This window comes from Bacteroides sp. AM16-24, from assembly GCF_003471885.1.
GTDB lineage: Bacteria > Bacteroidota > Bacteroidia > Bacteroidales > Bacteroidaceae > Bacteroides.
Genome location: NZ_QRKI01000010.1, coordinates 1 through 16,691, shown reverse-complemented (window position 1 = coordinate 16,691; position 16,691 = coordinate 1). Strand labels below are relative to the sequence as shown.

The window sequence follows — 16,691 nt, the reverse complement described above, 5'->3', positions numbered from 1 at the left end:
TCTCTATATTTGCCCACTGAGATCTTAATGAGGAATAGAAAACAGGAGCAAAAAGATATATGAAAGAGAAGCCAAATATTGACTGTGAGAAATATCGCCAGATTGCGCAAATGGCTAAAATGGGTTGGTGGGAATCGGACCTGAAAAATCGCCAATATATTTGTTCAGACTTTATCATTGACTTACTCGGACTTGAAAGCAACCGGATCAGTTTCGAAGATTTCCACGGAAGAATACGGGAAGACCATCGGGAACGGCTCAGAAATGAATACTTTTCGCTCACAAACATAGAAACCTATGAGCAAATGTTCCCCATCCAGGCAAAAGATGGAGATATATGGGTATATTCTAAAATAAGTTTCAAACAACCGGATGAAGAAGGTTATAGAAATATGATAGGATATCTGCAATGCATAGATAACCGTACTGGAGAGATGAATGAGAACATTGATTTCCTTCAGGTAAATAGTTTACTTTATCAACAAAACAGTATTTCCTATTCATTGCTCGCTTTTCTACAATCGGATGATATTACACAGATTATCAATAAAATATTGGCAGATCTCCTCAAACAGACCAAAGGAGACCGCACCTATATATTTGAGATAAACAGAGAACATAAAGTGCAAAGTTGCCTTTATGAAGCAACAGCCGAAGGAATATCCCAGGAACTGGATTTCTTACAGAATGTACCTTGGGATGATTCTCTCTGGTGGGATCGCCAAATCTCAGAAAAGAAATCAATCATTCTGAATACATTGGACGATATGCCACCTGAGGCAAAAGTTTACCGTGATACCTTGGAGGTGCAAGATATTAAATCAGTAATGGTGGTTCCTCTCCTATCGAAAGATAAGGTATGGGGGTATATGGGCATCGATATGGTCAGAACGCACCGCAGCTGGAGTAACATCGACCATCAATGGTTTTCGTCTTTAGGAAACATCATCAGCATTTGCCTCCAATTACGTAAAGCGGAACTTCAGGCTAAAGAGGATCGCCTCGCATTGGATCACAGTGAAAAAATTCTTCGCAATATTTATAAGAATCTGCCAGTAGGTATCGAGCTTTACGACAAAGACGGGTATCTGGTAGATATGAATGATAAAGAACTTGAAATATTCGGCTTGGCGGATATGAAGGAAGCACTGGGGGTATCACTGTTTGAGAATCCCAATATCCCCGAAGACGTGAAAGAAAAATTGCGTGCCAGAGAAAATGTGGACTTCTCGATCAATTATGATTTCTCAAAGATCGACCGATACGTCACAAGTCGAAGAAAAGATATTATCAATCTTCAAACCAAGGTGGCTCTGCTTTACGATTCACAAAATCAATTCAGCAATTACCTGTTTATCAATATAGATACAACAGAAACCACCAGTGCATACACCAAAATACAAGAGTTTGAACATCTGTTCCTCTTAATAGGTGACTATGCCAAAGTAGGTTTTGCCCATTTTAATGTAATGACGAGAGACGGGTATGCCCAGGATACATGGTATCGGAATTTAGGTGAAAAAGAAAACACTCCCATGCCCCAGGTTATCGGAGTATATTCACATGTGCACCCGGAAGATTGCGCTGTCCTGAAACAATTTGTAGATCAGGTTAAAGAAGGGAAAGCCACAAGTTTAAGTAAAGAAGTACGCGTTAACAGAGGTAACGGAAAATATTCGTGGACCAGTATAAACGTAATGGTTAGGGATTATCGTCCTCAGGATGGAGTTATTGAAATGCTGTGTATCAACTATGATATCACTCCCTTGAAAGAGACAGAACAGAAGCTGATCATTGCCCGTGACAAAGCCGAAGAACTGGATCGTTTGAAATCTGCTTTCCTTGCTAATATGAGTCATGAAATACGTACTCCGCTCAACTCTATCGTTGGTTTTTCCAGTCTGCTGGCAGAAACAGACGACAGGGAAGAACGCCAGGAATATATCAAAATAGTAGAAACAAACAATGAATTGCTTCTGCAACTGGTTTCTGATATTCTCGATCTTTCGAAGATAGAGTCCGGAACATTCGATTTCGTACGCTCCGATCTGGATGTAAACGAAAGCTGCATGAAAATCATCAAGTCGCTGGAGATGAAAGTACCGGAAACTGTAGACCTGGTCTTTGAGAAGTATATGCCCGATTGTCATATTTATACAGACAAAAACCGATTCATGCAAGTCATAACCAATTTCATAAACAATGCATTGAAGTTTACGAAGCAAGGCACTATAGCTTTGGGATATGAACAGACGGCACCCCACGAAATAAAATTCTATGTACGTGATACAGGTGTCGGGATTCCCAAAGAGAAAATTGATAGCATATTCGAACGGTTTGTGAAACTTAATACTTTTGTACAGGGCACCGGTCTTGGACTTTCCATCTGCAAAAGTTTAGTATCTCAGATGGGAGGAAAAATCGGAGTGGAATCAACTGAAGGAGAAGGTTCATGCTTTTGGTTTACTCATCCGTATTAATCATTTTATTTTGTACCTTTGCGCCCGATTTATATTAGAGACGCAACCATCATGCAACAGAATACACAACGACCGGTAAGTTCGATAGCTTATCCGATATTGACCGCATTAAGTATTTCTCATTGTCTGAACGACTTATTGCAATCCGTCATAACCGCCACATATCCGCTTTTCAAAGAGGACTTAACGTTGAGTTTTGCACAAATCGGATTGATTACGCTGGTTTATCAGATGTCCGCATCGGTGTTCCAACCCGTATTCGGATTATTTTTTGATAAGCGCCCGTTTGCCTGGACACTACCGATGGGGATGTTGTTCACTATGACCGGATTGTTGAATCTGGCCTTTTCCACAAATCTTTATTGGGTATTGTTCTCAGTGTTCATCATAGGTATAGGTTCTTCCGTACTTCACCCGGAAGCATCGCGCATCACTTCGCTCGCCTCCGGAGGCAGAAGAGGCCTGGCACAATCCCTGTTTCAGGTGGGTGGCAACCTGGGAGGATCATTGGGTCCGTTACTGGTAGCTTTAATTGTAGCGCCTTATGGCAGACACAACATCGCATTATTCGCAATTTTATCAGTGATAGCAATCATGGTAATGATACCTGTCGGCAAATGGTACAAAAGATACATTACCCGGATGAAACGTGACCATATTGCCCTACAACCTCATATGCAGATGCCTTTGCCTATGGAAAAAACGGTTCTTTCCATTTCTATCCTGCTGATACTTATCTTCTCCAAATATATTTATATGGCAAGCTTAAGCAGCTATTACACTTTCTATCTGATTGATAAATTCGGAGTAAGTGTACAGGACTCCCAACTTTACCTCTTTGTGTTTCTTGTGGCTACAGCCATCGGTACACTAATGGGTGGTCCTATCGGAGATCGTATCGGAAGAAAGTATGTCATCTGGGGTTCCATCCTCGGTGCCGCACCTTTCAGTATGCTGATGCCTCATGTTGGCTTGCTTGCCACAATTATTATGAGTTTCTGTGTCGGCCTGGTTCTTTCATCTGCTTTCCCCGCCATCCTGTTATATGCGCAGGAGCTATTACCCAGTAAACTGGGACTGATTTCCGGATTATTTTTCGGATTTGCTTTCGGAGTGGCAGGTATTGCTTCGGCTGTATTGGGAAATATGGCGGATAAGTTCGGCATCGAAGCTGTTTATAATGTCTGCGCTTATATGCCGTTACTCGGATTGGTTACCTGGTTTTTGCCTGATCTGAAGAAAAACCGTAAGCAAATACCTGATTAGTATGAAGAAACTTATAAAATCATCCAAATGGGCAAGACGGATCAAATGGTCTATCCTGACCGGCACAATCCTCATCTTTGCAGTAATAGTTTGCGCTAATTACGCAGTACGCCATACAGCAAAAGCGTTTATATATCAGAATATCGATTCTATTCCCCAGAATAAAGCAGGTCTTCTGCTTGGAACCTCAAAACTATTACGTTCCGGACTTCCCAACCAATACTTCCAGAATAGAATACAGGCAACGGTAGACTTATATAAAGCTGGTAAAATAGAAGTGGTTGTAATCAGTGGTGACAACAGTCGCGAAGGTTATAATGAACCGGAAGATATGAAGTCGGAGCTGATGTTACGCGGTATTCCTGAAGATAAGATTTATCTGGATTATGCAGGATTCCGCACTTTAGATTCCGTAGTTCGCATGGAAAAGATTTTCGGACAGAAAAGCTTCACAATCATATCGCAGAAATTTCATAACCAGCGTGCCATTTACATTGCGCATGCCAAAGGATTACAGGTCGTAGGATACAATGCCGAAGACGTGAATGCCTACAGTGGTTTCAAAACACAACTCCGGGAGAAGTTTGCCAGAGTTAAGCTCTTTCTGGACTTGTGGACCGGCAAAAATCCGAAGTTTCTGGGAGAACCGGTAATCATTCAGTAACTTCCCACCCATCATACCTATAAGTGGTTAGGCACAAAGAAACATTTCATTATTTGTGGGTATTTCATAAACCCCTCTGATGCCGTTACTTTGCAACCGTACAAATTAAACCATTTTATAGCATGAAGAAAATAGGAATATTTTATGGTTCCTCAACCGGAACTACACAAGGCATTGCCGAAACAATTGCTTCTAAACTAGGTGTCCCCGCATCCGATGTAATCGATGTCAGCAAAATGAATGCCGACATGGTAAAGGAATATGAAGCTCTTCTCTTAGGAACTTCTACCTGGGGTGACGGTGAACTGCAGGATGACTGGTATAATGGCGTTAAAGTGTTGAAGGAATCAGACTTGAAAGAAAAAACAATTGCTCTGTTCGGTTGTGGTGATTCCGAATCTTATTGCGATACATTCTGCGATGGCATGGGTATCATATACGAAGACATCAAGGATTCCGGCTGCACCATCATCGGTAAAGTATCTGCAAAAGATTATTCTTTCTCCTCCTCTATTGCTGTTATCGACGGTATGTTTGTCGGACTTGCTCTTGATGACATCAACGAAAGTGATAAGACGGAAGAACGTATCGACGCTTGGGTGAACGACATAAAAAATCACTTGGCATAATTTTCTCTTATTCCATAGCCTTATGACAATATCTGACATTAACCCGGTAGAATTGAAAGAGAAGATTTTATACTCGGGGCAATGTTAGATTATGATATATGTGCGCAATGCGAACGGTACTGTGAAAGAAAAGTCCGATGCGCTTGATTAATTTTGCATGTGTTTAGTTAGTTGTTTTTTGTAAAAAATGCCTGCGGATTCCGTAGGCATTTTTATTATATCATCCGAAAATAGAAAGATAATCAGGCATAGCTATGCATACCGCCCAGTAGATAATTTACTCCGAAGTAAGTCATCAGCACCGTAAGGAAAGCCAACACCATATAAGCATGGAAAAACCGGGGTTGCCGGAAGACGGCAAGCGATGGTCCGTGGAATGCCGCACCATAGATTAAAAAGGTGATCAAAGCCCAGACTTCTTTCGGGTCCCAGGCCCAATAGCGCCCCCATGAAACATTTGCCCACACAGCACCAATAAAAATTCCCGCCCCCAGACAAAATACTGCCGGATAGAGCATCAACCGACTGAAAAGCATCAATTGCTCTACACGAACCTTACACTGTTCCTGAATCTCCGAATCGATTGCCTTTTTTCGCCAGCCTCCTATGCAGAATGCCAGTAATCCATTTAGCATCATAAAGGCAAACAATGCATAAGATACCATAATCAGAGAAACATGGATACTTAACCAAGGAGACAGCAACACAGGCATCAGAGGAGTGATCTGAGGATTGTTCTGCCCAAGATAAGCCACTAACAAGGCAAAACCCGAAATGAGCAATCCAAAAGGCAACGTAAAAGAGAAGCGACGCCGGAATATGCATGCAAGCAGAAGTGTACACAGTGCCATAAACTGCATGGTTTCATATCCATTGCTCAGTGGAATACGCCCGCCAATATACCACCGCAAACAGTAACCAAAAAGTTGAAAAAGAAATGCTGCATAAAGTGCAACTGTAAAAACTCTCCATGCCTTACCTGCCGAACGATGCATGCTGCAATAAAGTAAATAAAAAAATGCCAGCATCCCTACAGTCAGATTGAACATGAACAACAGTTTGCTGAATGGAATGCGATTGTACAATATTTCAGCCTGTACCTTTACGTCAGACAGTGGTTTTATACTCCCATCTTCCGGTAAAGTACGGATAAGCATTCCACTCCGTAGCATCAGTATCAATCCTACCTTTTCATCCGTTTCCATAATAGCCTTTTCCAACGAAGTCATTTTCATGTGTGGCTTTTGTCCGACCTTCCAAAACTCCTGCAAGCGATAGTTTTGTCCATCAAACAAATCAGTAAGACGGGCATAGGAAGAAGGTAATCGGAGTAAATGACGAAGTTCCGCACTCTTTATATAAATCATCGGTTCATTCTGCCAAACCTCCGGACGGAGTAACCAACCTCCGACAACCTGTTCGGGTGTCATGCCACCATAAGAAGGTTTCCCGGTCAGTTTCAATACAAAGTCCCGTGCAAGTGTATTAAAAGGTACTACGCGATCATGATAAATCACTTGTTTGGAAGCCAGACTATCCGCCTGTCTGAGTGCAAGTGCCGGAAGGCTTCTGTTTTCTGCTTGCACCACCATTCCCGTAGCCATGAGCAACCACACAAACATTCCCCCTTTTCGAAGCAACGGATGCCTGAGCAATCTACGGAATTCCCCACTATGACTGACAAGCATCCACAACATGGAAATACCCAGCAAAATATATCCTGCATACGTAATTCCTATTCCCCACGGATCATAATTCACCGACAACCAGCTCCCCTCCTTATCATCATCAAAAGAAGACTGGTAAAAACGATACCCCTGACGAGAGAGGATACGATTCATGGAAACAGGTTTCGCACCACGGATATAGCTGACATAATCTGCCGGAGCTTCCGTCCCCGGATAATACTCCACCCGGAAACTGTCCAGACACAATGTGAATGGTAATTCGATCACCCGCTTACTGTCTTGGTCTATGAAAGTTCCCACCTCAGTGCCTACAGTGAGATGCATATATCCTTTTTTGCTGCATGAAAATGTAATCATGGCTCCCACCAAGATAACGAGGAAGGAGCCATGCAACAACAATGCCGGGAGATGCCGCCACAACTGCCGCTCAATCAACACGACAACTGCCAATGCGGCAAGTACTCCCCACAAACAACAAAACCAAACTGTATGATAAACATACTTTTCTACAAACTCTGTTCCGTGTACATGCTCCACAAAGGTCACCACAGCGAGCAAAGCCACCAGACAGATATATAAAAAGACGAGACTTTTCTTCAAATTAAAAAGGTGCATATTCTTTATTCTTCAAAGCCTTAACTCCCATACATTCCATTTCGATCAACCAGCCGGGACGACATACAGGCGCATGTACAAATACTTTAGGAGTATCCGGGAAACGCTTGTCATACATACTCTTCACAACTGCATAGTCTGCAATGTCACGCAGGTAAACAATCATATGTCCCAAATCATCAAATGTGCACTCCGCCTCTTTCAGCAAGGCTTCTACATTTTCCCACATCCGTTCCGTCTGCCTGCGGATGTCGCCGGGGTATACCACTTCCCCTTTATTGTTGATACTTGCCGTACCTGAAATAAACACTTGACGCCGGTCACCGTAATCGACATACGTTCCGCGTTCAAAGCTGACACCATACTCATAAGTAGGATTCAGATGCGTAGGAGCATAAAGGAAGTGTATCTGTTCCGGCTTTAAACCTGCCACAGCATAGGTATCCATTTGCACCAATACTTTAGGATCAGCATGACGTCCGCCGATACCTGTACTGGCAATATAGTGTGTCTTTTCCGTCAAATTCTGAGTAACGAAAACCTCATTACGTGCCTTTACCACACCGGCATAATTCACATCCACATTCTGTACGAAGAACCAGGTACGGATACAGTTATCCGCCAATTTACATCCTTGTTCCATAAGTTGCATCACGTAGTCATTCAGCAACAAACGGGTCTGGTATTCAGAATTTGCAGCACGATTGAAAACACTGCCTCCCCACAGGTGGCGGTACGCATTGTGCTTTACTTCAAACAGTCCGTTGTGCAGCACTTGTGTCTGCACATTGGTCTGTAAATAAGCCCACAAAGCTATTTTCGTCCCATCCAAAGGGGGTTGCTCTACCACGGAAAGAGCACAGTCGGAACTTTCGGTAGTGATAGCCAGCAGGAGGTCAGCCTGATTGGCGGTATCACTCAGGAAATAACGTTTAAACACAGCCATGGCACCTTTCAATTCACCTGCAAGCAAATCATTGTAGGCATTGACTACTGCATTTAACTGTTCCTCATAAGTGTCTTCCGGCCGAATAGAGTGAATCATTACATGAAACTCTGAAACGCCTTCTTTTACTTCATATTTAAAAATCTCGGTTAATGTATTCTCTGATTGGTTGGTTGTTTTTTTGTTGTTCATTTCCAATATCGTTTACTCGTTATTCAAAAAAATACCTTCGTTTATCCAATTATCTATCAGTTTCAATAAGGGTTGCTCATCTTCTGACAGCATATCGGTATGGTTCATACTCGTATCACCAGCCCTGTTCAAGACCAAATGTAGAAAACTCTCTTCTGCACTGCCGGGCTTCACCAATAGTATATCACTATTCTTATGCGCCGGCTGGTTGACCAACGCATGATAGCTCTTACCCTCCGTCAGAAATAAATTACCCGATGCAGAACCGGTCTGCCCATGGCACGCTACACATCTTTTATCGAAAACCTGTGACTGGATGGAACTGAACATACCCACGTCCAGTGTTCCCACATCCATTAATATAGTATCTGTAATAGCTGCGAGTTCTTCATCTTCCATCGTCTTAAATTCGACAATGCATTCGCGCAAACGACTGATCACACACAATTTGAGTGATTTCACATCATCACTGATACCTCCCAGTGTCATAACGATATCTGTTCCGTCGGTTACATTGACTGGCAGTGATTTCGTTATAACGGCGTATTCACTTTTATCATTGAAGCCTGCCACAACGACACTATAATCATCCGTCCAATTGCTGATACCACTGAAACGACCTGTCAACTTTAGGACGCGGCCGCCACGCTGCACCTCTATCTCCTTCTCATAGATTCTTCCATCATCACATGAACAGAAGCAGAGTGTCATCCAGATAGCAGCAAAGAATAATATACATTTCTTCATAACTACTCTCTTTGTTTTTTAGAAAGTATATTGCAGCATTACTGTTGCAGAATGAGTGGCCAGACCTAAATTATCATTATCTCGGTCGAGCTGTGTATCGTGACCCGTACGGGCAATATACTGGTACATAGCCTGAAGTTTTAGGTTACAACCCTTAAAGAAATAATTCACACCCACAGCCGGCATATTCAGAAATCCGTCATCACCGGTACCATTACGGTTAAAGAAGTCATAACGCAAGGCAGCCTGCAAACGGGGAGCGACAAAGTAACCGCCCTGTACATAACCACCCAGGTAATTGTATGTCTCATTTATTTTCTGACGATCGGTGAAGCCCACATTCATATAGTATGCTTCGGCGCCCAGATACAGTTTATTCTTTAACATGGCAAATTCCACTCCCACACGGGTATCATTGGTACTTTCATTCTCACTTTCCACATTGATTGAAGCCGATACACCGAACATGATCTTATCTTCATTCAAACGGTTAGGATTACCTTGAGTGGACGGCATCACACCTTTAGGCATATAAGTAAAGCGCCCCGCATACAGTAAAGAAGGGATATGCCAATCATCACTCAGAGTTTTTGTAGCTGTATTTACAGAAGAACCGGTACCATTGAATAAACCTACTTCATAGCCAAATTTATCAGCTAACAATCCGTGAATTTCAACACCGAGGTCAAAACCGGTACCGATGTTAGGCGTTACCGCATTCAAGGAATAAGGCAGAATGACGGCGGAAGTCAATGATACTGGCAACTGCGGCAACAATGTTTCGCCCAACGTCGTCAGATAAGCATGTGAGAAAGGTGTTTTGAATTTACCGACACGCACGGCAAACTGTTTTTTAAGTTGTACATCGAACCATGCTTGTTGAAGCAATGCTCCCCCACTGGCAGCCGCATTGATAGAAAGATTAAAGGCTACTTTACCAAAAGCTTTACCAGTGAAGCCCAATACAGCATAGGGAATTGAGAAACCGGAATTAGCTACATTATCCTGATTGTATGCCTTATCCAGACCTTCATCATCGTACCAATTGAAATTTGCACAAGTCTGTACCAACAGATAGGGCTTGAATATAAAGTCTCCCTTCTTGGTTTCTATCGTAAATCCCTCTCTTCCGGCAAGTGACACTACACCGTTTTCTGTATCTTCTTCATGCTGTGCCATAGCAACCAACGAAAGGGCAGCCATTACAACCATTAAAATTAATTTCTTCATAATTGCTTGTATAATACTTATTGGTTTTATTGTTCGTTATTTGTTTTATAATGATTTCAGAAATGCGACCAAAGCATTACGATCTTCTTTACTCATCTTTTTGAAGAGATTTTTCGATGCTTCACCTTCACCACCGTGCCACATGATAGCCTCAACATAGTTGCGAGCACGTCCATCGTGTAGGAAGTAAGTATGGCCATTCACAGTTTCCTGCAATCCGATACCCCAAAGCGGAGTCGTACGCCATTCGTTACCGCGGGCCAAACCGCTTACATAGTTATCATTCAGTCCTACGCCCATAATTTCAGAGCCCATGTCATGAAGCAGGAAGTCCGAATATGGATGAATTGTCTGACTACCCAGCCAGGGAAGGCGGGTTCCGTTCAATAGTACAGAGCCACGTGGTTTTGTGTGCAAGGTGGTTACATGGCAGAGATGGCACTTCGCCTTATAAAAATTCTGCTCACCCTTGATCACTTGTTCATTATTCACATTGCGACGTGCCGGAACACTAAGGCTCTGCATGTAGAGATCTACATTCTCCATTTCTTCCGTAGATACATCCAACTGGGCATAAGAAAGTCCCATCATACTGCCTTGATTTACTTGTGCCTGTCCTTCACAGATTTCTTCGGGATAGCGGCTGTTCGTAACTCCCATATCGCTGGAGAAACCAAGTTCCACTGTCAGGTCGGCATGCTGTGCTTTATTACCGGACAAGCCTAAACTTCTCACTCCTCTCTCGGAGATATAGTTGCAACGGCCACTGATACCATATTCCGGATAATTGCTTTTAGCAGCCAAAGCTTCAATTTCAGTGGGATCGAGCGCCATCATTTGTCCCATACCTACGTGGCGCAGAGGAATACGCACCGTACAGAACAGGTCTTCGGGTTTGATACTGTCCGCATACCATTCATAAATAGAATAATTGGGTTTGCAGAGTTCATACGTCTCACCATCAGGGAACTGGAAAGTCTCATAGGTATATTCCACTTTCAGTTTTCCCTCGGGCTTCACACCATAAATAGCCTGATCATGAAGCACACGTCCATAATCCTGAAAGAAAGCTCCATTCTTACGACTAATATAAACCAACATAGACGAAAAGCCGGAGCTACCGGAACCACCTTCGCTCCACAAAGTAGGTTGCGTACGTCCGGCATTTCGGTGACAGCTACCACAAGAATAACCGGCATAAACCGGTCCCAGTCCTCCACCTATTCCATTACTACTGGTGCGGATATCATCATACAATTTGTCACCACGGGTGAAACGTTTATCGTATGCCCCTGTTATCCAGTCAGCAGACCTGTCATAAGCATAAGAAGAAGTCAGGAAGTTGGTAGCAGTACCGGCAGAGAGGGCAAAGCCGGCAGGTACTTCTATATTATCCACATCAATTCCATCATTTTCGCAAGCAAACAATGCCAGAAGCGAAAAACAGATTGGAAATGAGTATTTTAATAAGCCATTCATTCGTTATTGAATTATTATTGCAAAATACGTAACTAACATTTATCTTTTTAACGCAGATGTTGCGGAAACAACAGAATATTCATTATCCCGCTGTTTCCGCAAAATCTGATTTCTAACAAGTAAAAATCTTACTGAATGGTACGGGCTTCGCCATCTTTGAAGATCAAATATTCCAAAGTGTGGTAACCACGCAAAGCTTGTGCACCGGCAATTTTATCATCTTCTTCATCATAGTCACCATCCCAGTTCAAGTCTGAATAGTTACCGGAAGTCAGGATCTGTACGATACCATCCTGATCGAGTGGCCAGCTATCCATATTGGGGTCAAGACCTTTGTCGGCAACCGGACCAAAAAGGAATGCCTCACTGGTTTCCCACGGTGTACGAGCAGCAAGCCATGCTGTGGCGCAAGCCTTGAAGTTAGCATTGCTGGGAGAAGTACGGAATGTCTCAACAGCATCGAAAAGAGCCTGATTTCCCGCTTTCAAATCAGAGTAAGTAGGTAATACAACTACATCCACATAATTTTTTACGACTTCAGCCAACACTGTTTTATCAATACCTTCGATACAACTCTTCAAACTACCCTTGAGTACTCCCTCTAAAGTGGCACATGCTTCCATAGCAATTACTGCTTCCGGACTATTGATATTGTTGCGGAAAGGACTCGGGATAGCCCAAATTGCTGCTGCTGCATCATCAATCGCCTTTTTTACTTCAGTATCAAGATTAGCATTTACTGCAGCTACTGCTTTTGAGAGGGATGACTCGCTAATAGCTCCTGTACGTGTTCCGTAATAAGCATTGCGAATAGAATAGATATTGTTACGATAGTCTTCACGAGAATGCCAGCTATACCATGACTCTACAGCATACAAAGCCTTTTCTTCATTATTATGTATGAAAAGATCGTAAGGGTCACCAATTTTGGCAGTACCTACTTCATTGGCAATGTCTACACAGCCGTCAATCAACTGCTCAACACTCGTCAAAGCATCTTGATTCTTAAAGAAATCTGCATAACTTCCACCTTCATTGTATTTAACTGCCCAGTCATCATAAAGAGCAGTAGCATCATTCACCAACAATTGTGCAACTACTCGCATGTAATTTCCCCAACTACTTGCATTCTCTGCCGTATAGTCAAGATTTTTAGCGTCTATAGTCGTAGTGTCATCATCACTACAAGCCGTAATGGAACACATCATGCCCAATGAAAGAGCCGACAAATAAAAAAACTTTTTCATATTACTTAAACATTAAATTAATTATAAATACCTATTTGAACTATCTCTTGGTAAACCAACCGACATAAGCTATACCGATAGCAAATTCATTTTCATTGTTATATTTAGTCGATCCAAATACCTTGTTCGTACCAATATGACGGGTAGTATAATCGGCCTTCACAACCAGATTCGGCAATGCAAACCAGTTAACTCCTGCCGTCCATTTGCTTACCTGACAGCGTTTCTCCATTGTAGCTGAACCTTCTGCCTCTTCCTGCGGGTTGTAGTATTCATAACGGGCATAAGGATAAATAACCGGACATTTCTTCTGCGAGAAGAAAGCACTCAGGTTGAGACCAGCCTCCAAGCCATAGCACAGAGCATTCTTAGCTACATTACGCATAGCACCATGATAATAATTGGAGTTATTGGAAAGAGTAACCTTGCTGATCTTGGAAGAATTCTCTAAATCACCATAAATGATATTACCACGAGCGGTAACATATTTATTTTTATACTGTGCATCGGCAGAGTAGATTTTCACTGATGAGCGGCCTACGCTACTATACTTATAATTCTTATCTGCATTGGCCGTCACGTCATTACAATAGTAAAAAGCAGCACCTACACGCAGTCCCGGTACTCCTTTATAGTCCAGACGTGCTACATAAGCAGGCGAAGTAAAGTTATCTTGTTCAAAGAGTCCCTGCTTACCACCGGCAACCCAGTTATCGCGACCAAATCCATCAGCATTCAAGCCGGCAACAATCATTGCCTGATAATCAAAGCGCGCATATCCTTTACCAAAAGAGCCGAAGAATTCCAATCCTGTCTCATGCCAGGTAGAAGGAATAATTGTGGTTTCACCCTCAGGACGAGATGTTCCAAAGAAGTTGATAGGCTCATGGTGTGCATTGGTCAATCCCATAGGTACAATCAAATGACCGGCACGAACATTGAAAGCCGAATGTATCAGACGGGTAATGTGAAACTGCTCAAGAGCAACTTCTCCCCCCTTTTCCATTTCTGTTTCATACTCACCGTTTTCTGAATTCTCAAGTTCTGTTTCAATACCTACACCTCCTGCTTCAAACTCTATTTCAGCACCCAGTATCCACTTGGAATTAAACTTGTAGTCAAAAGCCAACACAAAACGAGGAATTGCAATGTTATTGCGATGATCACTGTTATCGACCCCACCATAGAAACGATTCGTTCCGTAGTTCATAAACTTTGCTACCATTTCTCCGTATCCACCAAAACGGAACTTTTCGTAGTCGTCATCTTTTGTTACCTGTTTTATTCTCTCTTTCTTTGCCGCAGTTTCAGATACCTCTTCTGTTGAGGTTACTTTTTCAGGTTCATTAGCCCGTAAAGTATTGTTAAAAAGCAAGAAACCTAAGGCGAATAAGCAAGTTAATTTTCTCATCTTTTATCTTAAATTTTATTGGCGCAAAGGTAGAGGGAGTTGAAAAAGCGGGCAATACCCAAATATGAGTATTGTGTTATTAAAAATAATAACAAGTAGGTACTTAAATGAACACTATTTCTTTTTGTTCTTTTTTACAAAACAGTAATTCACTAAAAAGACAGCTGCAAAGATCACAGCAATCCAAATAAAACTAATAAATATCAAATAGCGGTTATAAATGTATTCTCCTTCTTCAGGAACATGATTAAGCATGCATAGCAAACAGTTACACTGAGGATTATCAGCATCATGCGAAAAGTAAGAGTACAGTAAAAAAGATAAGCTACCTGCAAAAAGAATAATAATAGCTATTATTCCCCATCTCTTACAACTTAAAGGTCTGTCAATTGCCTTTTTATAATTCGTCAGTTTCACCATATAGTAGTCTATAGTTAGATAATACGCGCAAAGTTGCATGCTTTCAGTGACCTTGGCAATACCCAATAATTGTGATTTTTATAAAAATCTAACAAAAAACCATCATTAATGGGTATTTCAGGAAACGGGGATTCTTCCCTACTTTGCAGTCAAGAAATAAAACTTATGCAATACCCTAAAGATGACATACAAAAAGAAATTTTGAAAGCTGCCGAAAAGGTATTCCTCGAAAACGGCTTTCCGAAGGCTTCCATGCGCGAAATTGCGCAAGAAGCACAGGTAGGGTTGAGCAATATCTATAACTATTTCAAAAGTAAGGATGATATTTTCTGTACGGTGGTACGGCCTGTAATCAGTGCATTCGATAGAATGCTGCACGAACATCACGGTCGTTATGGAGCAGATATCATGGAAATGTATTCCACAGAATACCTAAGATATGTGATAGAAGAATACATGACATTGATACAAAAGCATCGCAAATTGTTGGTATTGTTATTTTTCCATGCACAGGGTTCTTCACTGGAAAACTTCAAGGAGAACTTCACCGAACGCTCCACATCACTCGTGAAAGAGTACTTCAGAGATATGAAAGAGAAACACCCGCAAATGAATATCAATGTAACCGACTTTTCTATCCACCTGCACACGGCATGGATGTTCACCATGTTTGAGGAATTAATCATGCACCGAGTCGGGGTAGAAGATTTGGAACAGATAGTCACAGAATACATCACATTCGAAGTAACTGGTTGGAGAGAGCTTATGAAAATATAAGCTCTCTCTTTTTTTGAATGAATCTGAATATTGTTCGTTTTTAAACACCGGAGGGAGCCAGGTTATAAGTAGAGGTCAACCAGGATGCCTATATGACTGAGTATATTATCATCCGTATTGATGGTATGAATCATCCGTATTGATTGTAGGAATCATTGGCATTGATTGTAGGAATCATTAGCATTGATTCTATACTCAGTATAGGAGTCATCACAGATTAACAGCAGGCACAGGCTATTACTCTTTATCCCTTAGCCCTGCAAAGAGTGAATGCCTGCCTCAAAAGAGAAAACTCACACTAAACAAAATTATAAATTATGAAAGAGAATTTCTCCATTGCCGGAGGGCGTATCCTGACGCTGATGAACGAACCGGAAATGCCAGGGAATAAAGAGGCTCCGGCAAGCGATGATATTACTTTCTACCATGTGCCATTCGGTTATCAGAAAAAAACAAGTACTGCATGATGTATCGGTAACACTGCGTAAGAATACACTCACCGCTCTGGTAGGTCCTTCGGGCAGTGGAAAAAGTACCATGCTGAAACTATGCGCACGCTTTTACGATCCGCAACAGGGGCAGGTTTTATTTAATGGAGTAGGCATGATGCGATTGCCCAAGGGGTATGATACGCAGGTCGGTGAAGGCGGTTGCACCTTGTCCGGTGGAGAGAAGCAACGCATTTCCATCGCACGGGCTATATTGAAAGAACCTCCCGTAGTGCTTCTGGATGAAGCAACGGCTTCACTCGATCCGGAAAATGAAGTGGAAGTACAGCGTGCCATCAATACCCTGATTGCGGGACGTACAGTAATCGTGATTGCCCATCGCCTGAAGACGATCAAGAATGTAATCATACTATTTTCCGCCACGACAATTTTATCGGCTGTCTTTCAGCCG

General features: G+C 42.2%; 13 protein-coding genes and 2 pseudogenes. 7 read left to right on the top strand and 8 right to left on the bottom strand.

The annotated features are described in order from the left end of the window. The first annotated feature begins 59 nt into the window (after positions 1 to 59). The 5 genes and pseudogenes from DW182_RS12595 to DW182_RS12575 all read left to right on the top strand — a co-directional run. The gene (locus DW182_RS12595) at positions 60 to 2,480 is read left to right on the top strand and encodes an ATP-binding protein (RefSeq protein WP_118295761.1); all 2,421 of its coding nucleotides are present in this window, start codon (positions 60 to 62) and stop codon (positions 2,478 to 2,480) included. A 51-nt stretch (positions 2,481 to 2,531) separates the two neighbouring features. Beyond that, positions 2,532 to 3,746, top strand: coding sequence for an MFS transporter (locus DW182_RS12590; RefSeq protein WP_118295760.1), 1,215 nt, complete (start codon positions 2,532 to 2,534; stop codon positions 3,744 to 3,746). Position 3,747: 1 nt separating this feature from the next. Beyond that, a complete protein-coding gene (locus DW182_RS12585; RefSeq protein WP_117707160.1) occupies positions 3,748 to 4,410 on the top strand; it encodes a vancomycin high temperature exclusion protein in 663 nt (220 codons plus the stop codon). 122 nt (positions 4,411 to 4,532) lie between these two features. Continuing rightward, complete coding sequence (fldA, locus tag DW182_RS12580) at positions 4,533 to 5,039, top strand: flavodoxin FldA (protein ID WP_118295759.1); 507 nt, start codon at positions 4,533 to 4,535, stop codon at positions 5,037 to 5,039. Between the two features lie 60 nt (positions 5,040 to 5,099). Next, positions 5,100 to 5,186: pseudogene (locus DW182_RS12575) on the top strand (DUF2023 family protein); the annotation flags it as partial. A gap of 95 nt (positions 5,187 to 5,281) precedes the next feature. Here DW182_RS12575 and ccsA read toward each other — a convergent pair. From ccsA to DW182_RS22525, 8 genes are all read right to left on the bottom strand, one after another. Further along, a complete protein-coding gene (gene ccsA, locus DW182_RS12570) occupies positions 5,282 to 7,342 on the bottom strand; it encodes a cytochrome c biogenesis protein CcsA (protein ID WP_118295758.1) in 2,061 nt (686 codons plus the stop codon). Next, positions 7,329 to 8,480: a Rid family hydrolase gene (locus DW182_RS12565; RefSeq protein ID WP_044532138.1), complete on the bottom strand. Its 1,152-nt coding sequence runs from the start codon at positions 8,478 to 8,480 to the stop codon at positions 7,329 to 7,331. The genes ccsA and DW182_RS12565 overlap by 14 nt, the downstream gene beginning before the upstream one ends. A gap of 12 nt (positions 8,481 to 8,492) precedes the next feature. Continuing rightward, entirely contained in the window at positions 8,493 to 9,227 is a 735-nt protein-coding gene (locus tag DW182_RS12560) for a hypothetical protein (protein ID WP_117692572.1), read from the bottom strand. Positions 9,228 to 9,245: 18 nt separating this feature from the next. Further along, the gene (locus DW182_RS12555) at positions 9,246 to 10,457 is read right to left on the bottom strand and encodes a porin (protein ID WP_117692574.1); all 1,212 of its coding nucleotides are present in this window, start codon (positions 10,455 to 10,457) and stop codon (positions 9,246 to 9,248) included. Positions 10,458 to 10,502: 45 nt separating this feature from the next. Continuing rightward, positions 10,503 to 11,936, bottom strand: a complete 1,434-nt coding sequence (locus tag DW182_RS12550; protein ID WP_055171753.1) for a di-heme oxidoredictase family protein — start codon at positions 11,934 to 11,936, stop codon at positions 10,503 to 10,505. Between the two features lie 128 nt (positions 11,937 to 12,064). After that, positions 12,065 to 13,183, bottom strand: coding sequence for an imelysin family protein (locus DW182_RS12545; RefSeq protein ID WP_118295757.1), 1,119 nt, complete (start codon positions 13,181 to 13,183; stop codon positions 12,065 to 12,067). Between the two features lie 40 nt (positions 13,184 to 13,223). Beyond that, a complete protein-coding gene (locus DW182_RS12540; RefSeq protein ID WP_117707164.1) occupies positions 13,224 to 14,594 on the bottom strand; it encodes a hypothetical protein in 1,371 nt (456 codons plus the stop codon). Positions 14,595 to 14,708: 114 nt separating this feature from the next. Beyond that, a complete protein-coding gene (locus DW182_RS22525) occupies positions 14,709 to 15,080 on the bottom strand; it encodes a hypothetical protein (RefSeq protein ID WP_370449807.1) in 372 nt (123 codons plus the stop codon). A 99-nt stretch (positions 15,081 to 15,179) separates the two neighbouring features. Here DW182_RS22525 and DW182_RS12530 point away from each other — a divergent pair, with 99 nt between their 5' ends. Next, positions 15,180 to 15,791 carry a TetR/AcrR family transcriptional regulator gene (locus DW182_RS12530; RefSeq protein WP_233564155.1) on the top strand — a complete coding sequence of 204 codons (612 nt, stop codon included), beginning with the start codon at positions 15,180 to 15,182 and terminating at the stop codon, positions 15,789 to 15,791. Positions 15,792 to 16,120: 329 nt separating this feature from the next. After that, positions 16,121 to 16,691, top strand: a pseudogene (locus DW182_RS12525) (ATP-binding cassette domain-containing protein); the annotation flags it as partial.

Excerpts from the sequence above, each read along its gene's own strand:
- DW182_RS12565 (WP_044532138.1), bottom strand. The coding sequence starts at position 8,480 with ATGAACAACAAAAAAACAACCAACCAATCAGAGAATACATTAACCGAG.
- DW182_RS12545 (WP_118295757.1), bottom strand. The coding sequence starts at position 13,183 with ATGAAAAAGTTTTTTTATTTGTCGGCTCTTTCATTGGGCATGATGTGT.
- DW182_RS12595 (WP_118295761.1), top strand. The coding sequence starts at position 60 with ATGAAAGAGAAGCCAAATATTGACTGTGAGAAATATCGCCAGATTGCG.
- DW182_RS12540 (WP_117707164.1), bottom strand. The coding sequence starts at position 14,594 with ATGAGAAAATTAACTTGCTTATTCGCCTTAGGTTTCTTGCTTTTTAAC.
- DW182_RS12555 (WP_117692574.1), bottom strand. The coding sequence starts at position 10,457 with ATGAAGAAATTAATTTTAATGGTTGTAATGGCTGCCCTTTCGTTGGTT.
- DW182_RS12560 (WP_117692572.1), bottom strand. The coding sequence starts at position 9,227 with ATGAAGAAATGTATATTATTCTTTGCTGCTATCTGGATGACACTCTGC.
- DW182_RS12530 (WP_233564155.1), top strand. The coding sequence starts at position 15,180 with ATGCAATACCCTAAAGATGACATACAAAAAGAAATTTTGAAAGCTGCC.
- DW182_RS12585 (WP_117707160.1), top strand. The coding sequence starts at position 3,748 with ATGAAGAAACTTATAAAATCATCCAAATGGGCAAGACGGATCAAATGG.
- fldA (WP_118295759.1), top strand. The coding sequence starts at position 4,533 with ATGAAGAAAATAGGAATATTTTATGGTTCCTCAACCGGAACTACACAA.
- DW182_RS12550 (WP_055171753.1), bottom strand. The coding sequence starts at position 11,936 with ATGAATGGCTTATTAAAATACTCATTTCCAATCTGTTTTTCGCTTCTG.
- DW182_RS12590 (WP_118295760.1), top strand. The coding sequence starts at position 2,532 with ATGCAACAGAATACACAACGACCGGTAAGTTCGATAGCTTATCCGATA.
- ccsA (WP_118295758.1), bottom strand. The coding sequence starts at position 7,342 with ATGCACCTTTTTAATTTGAAGAAAAGTCTCGTCTTTTTATATATCTGT.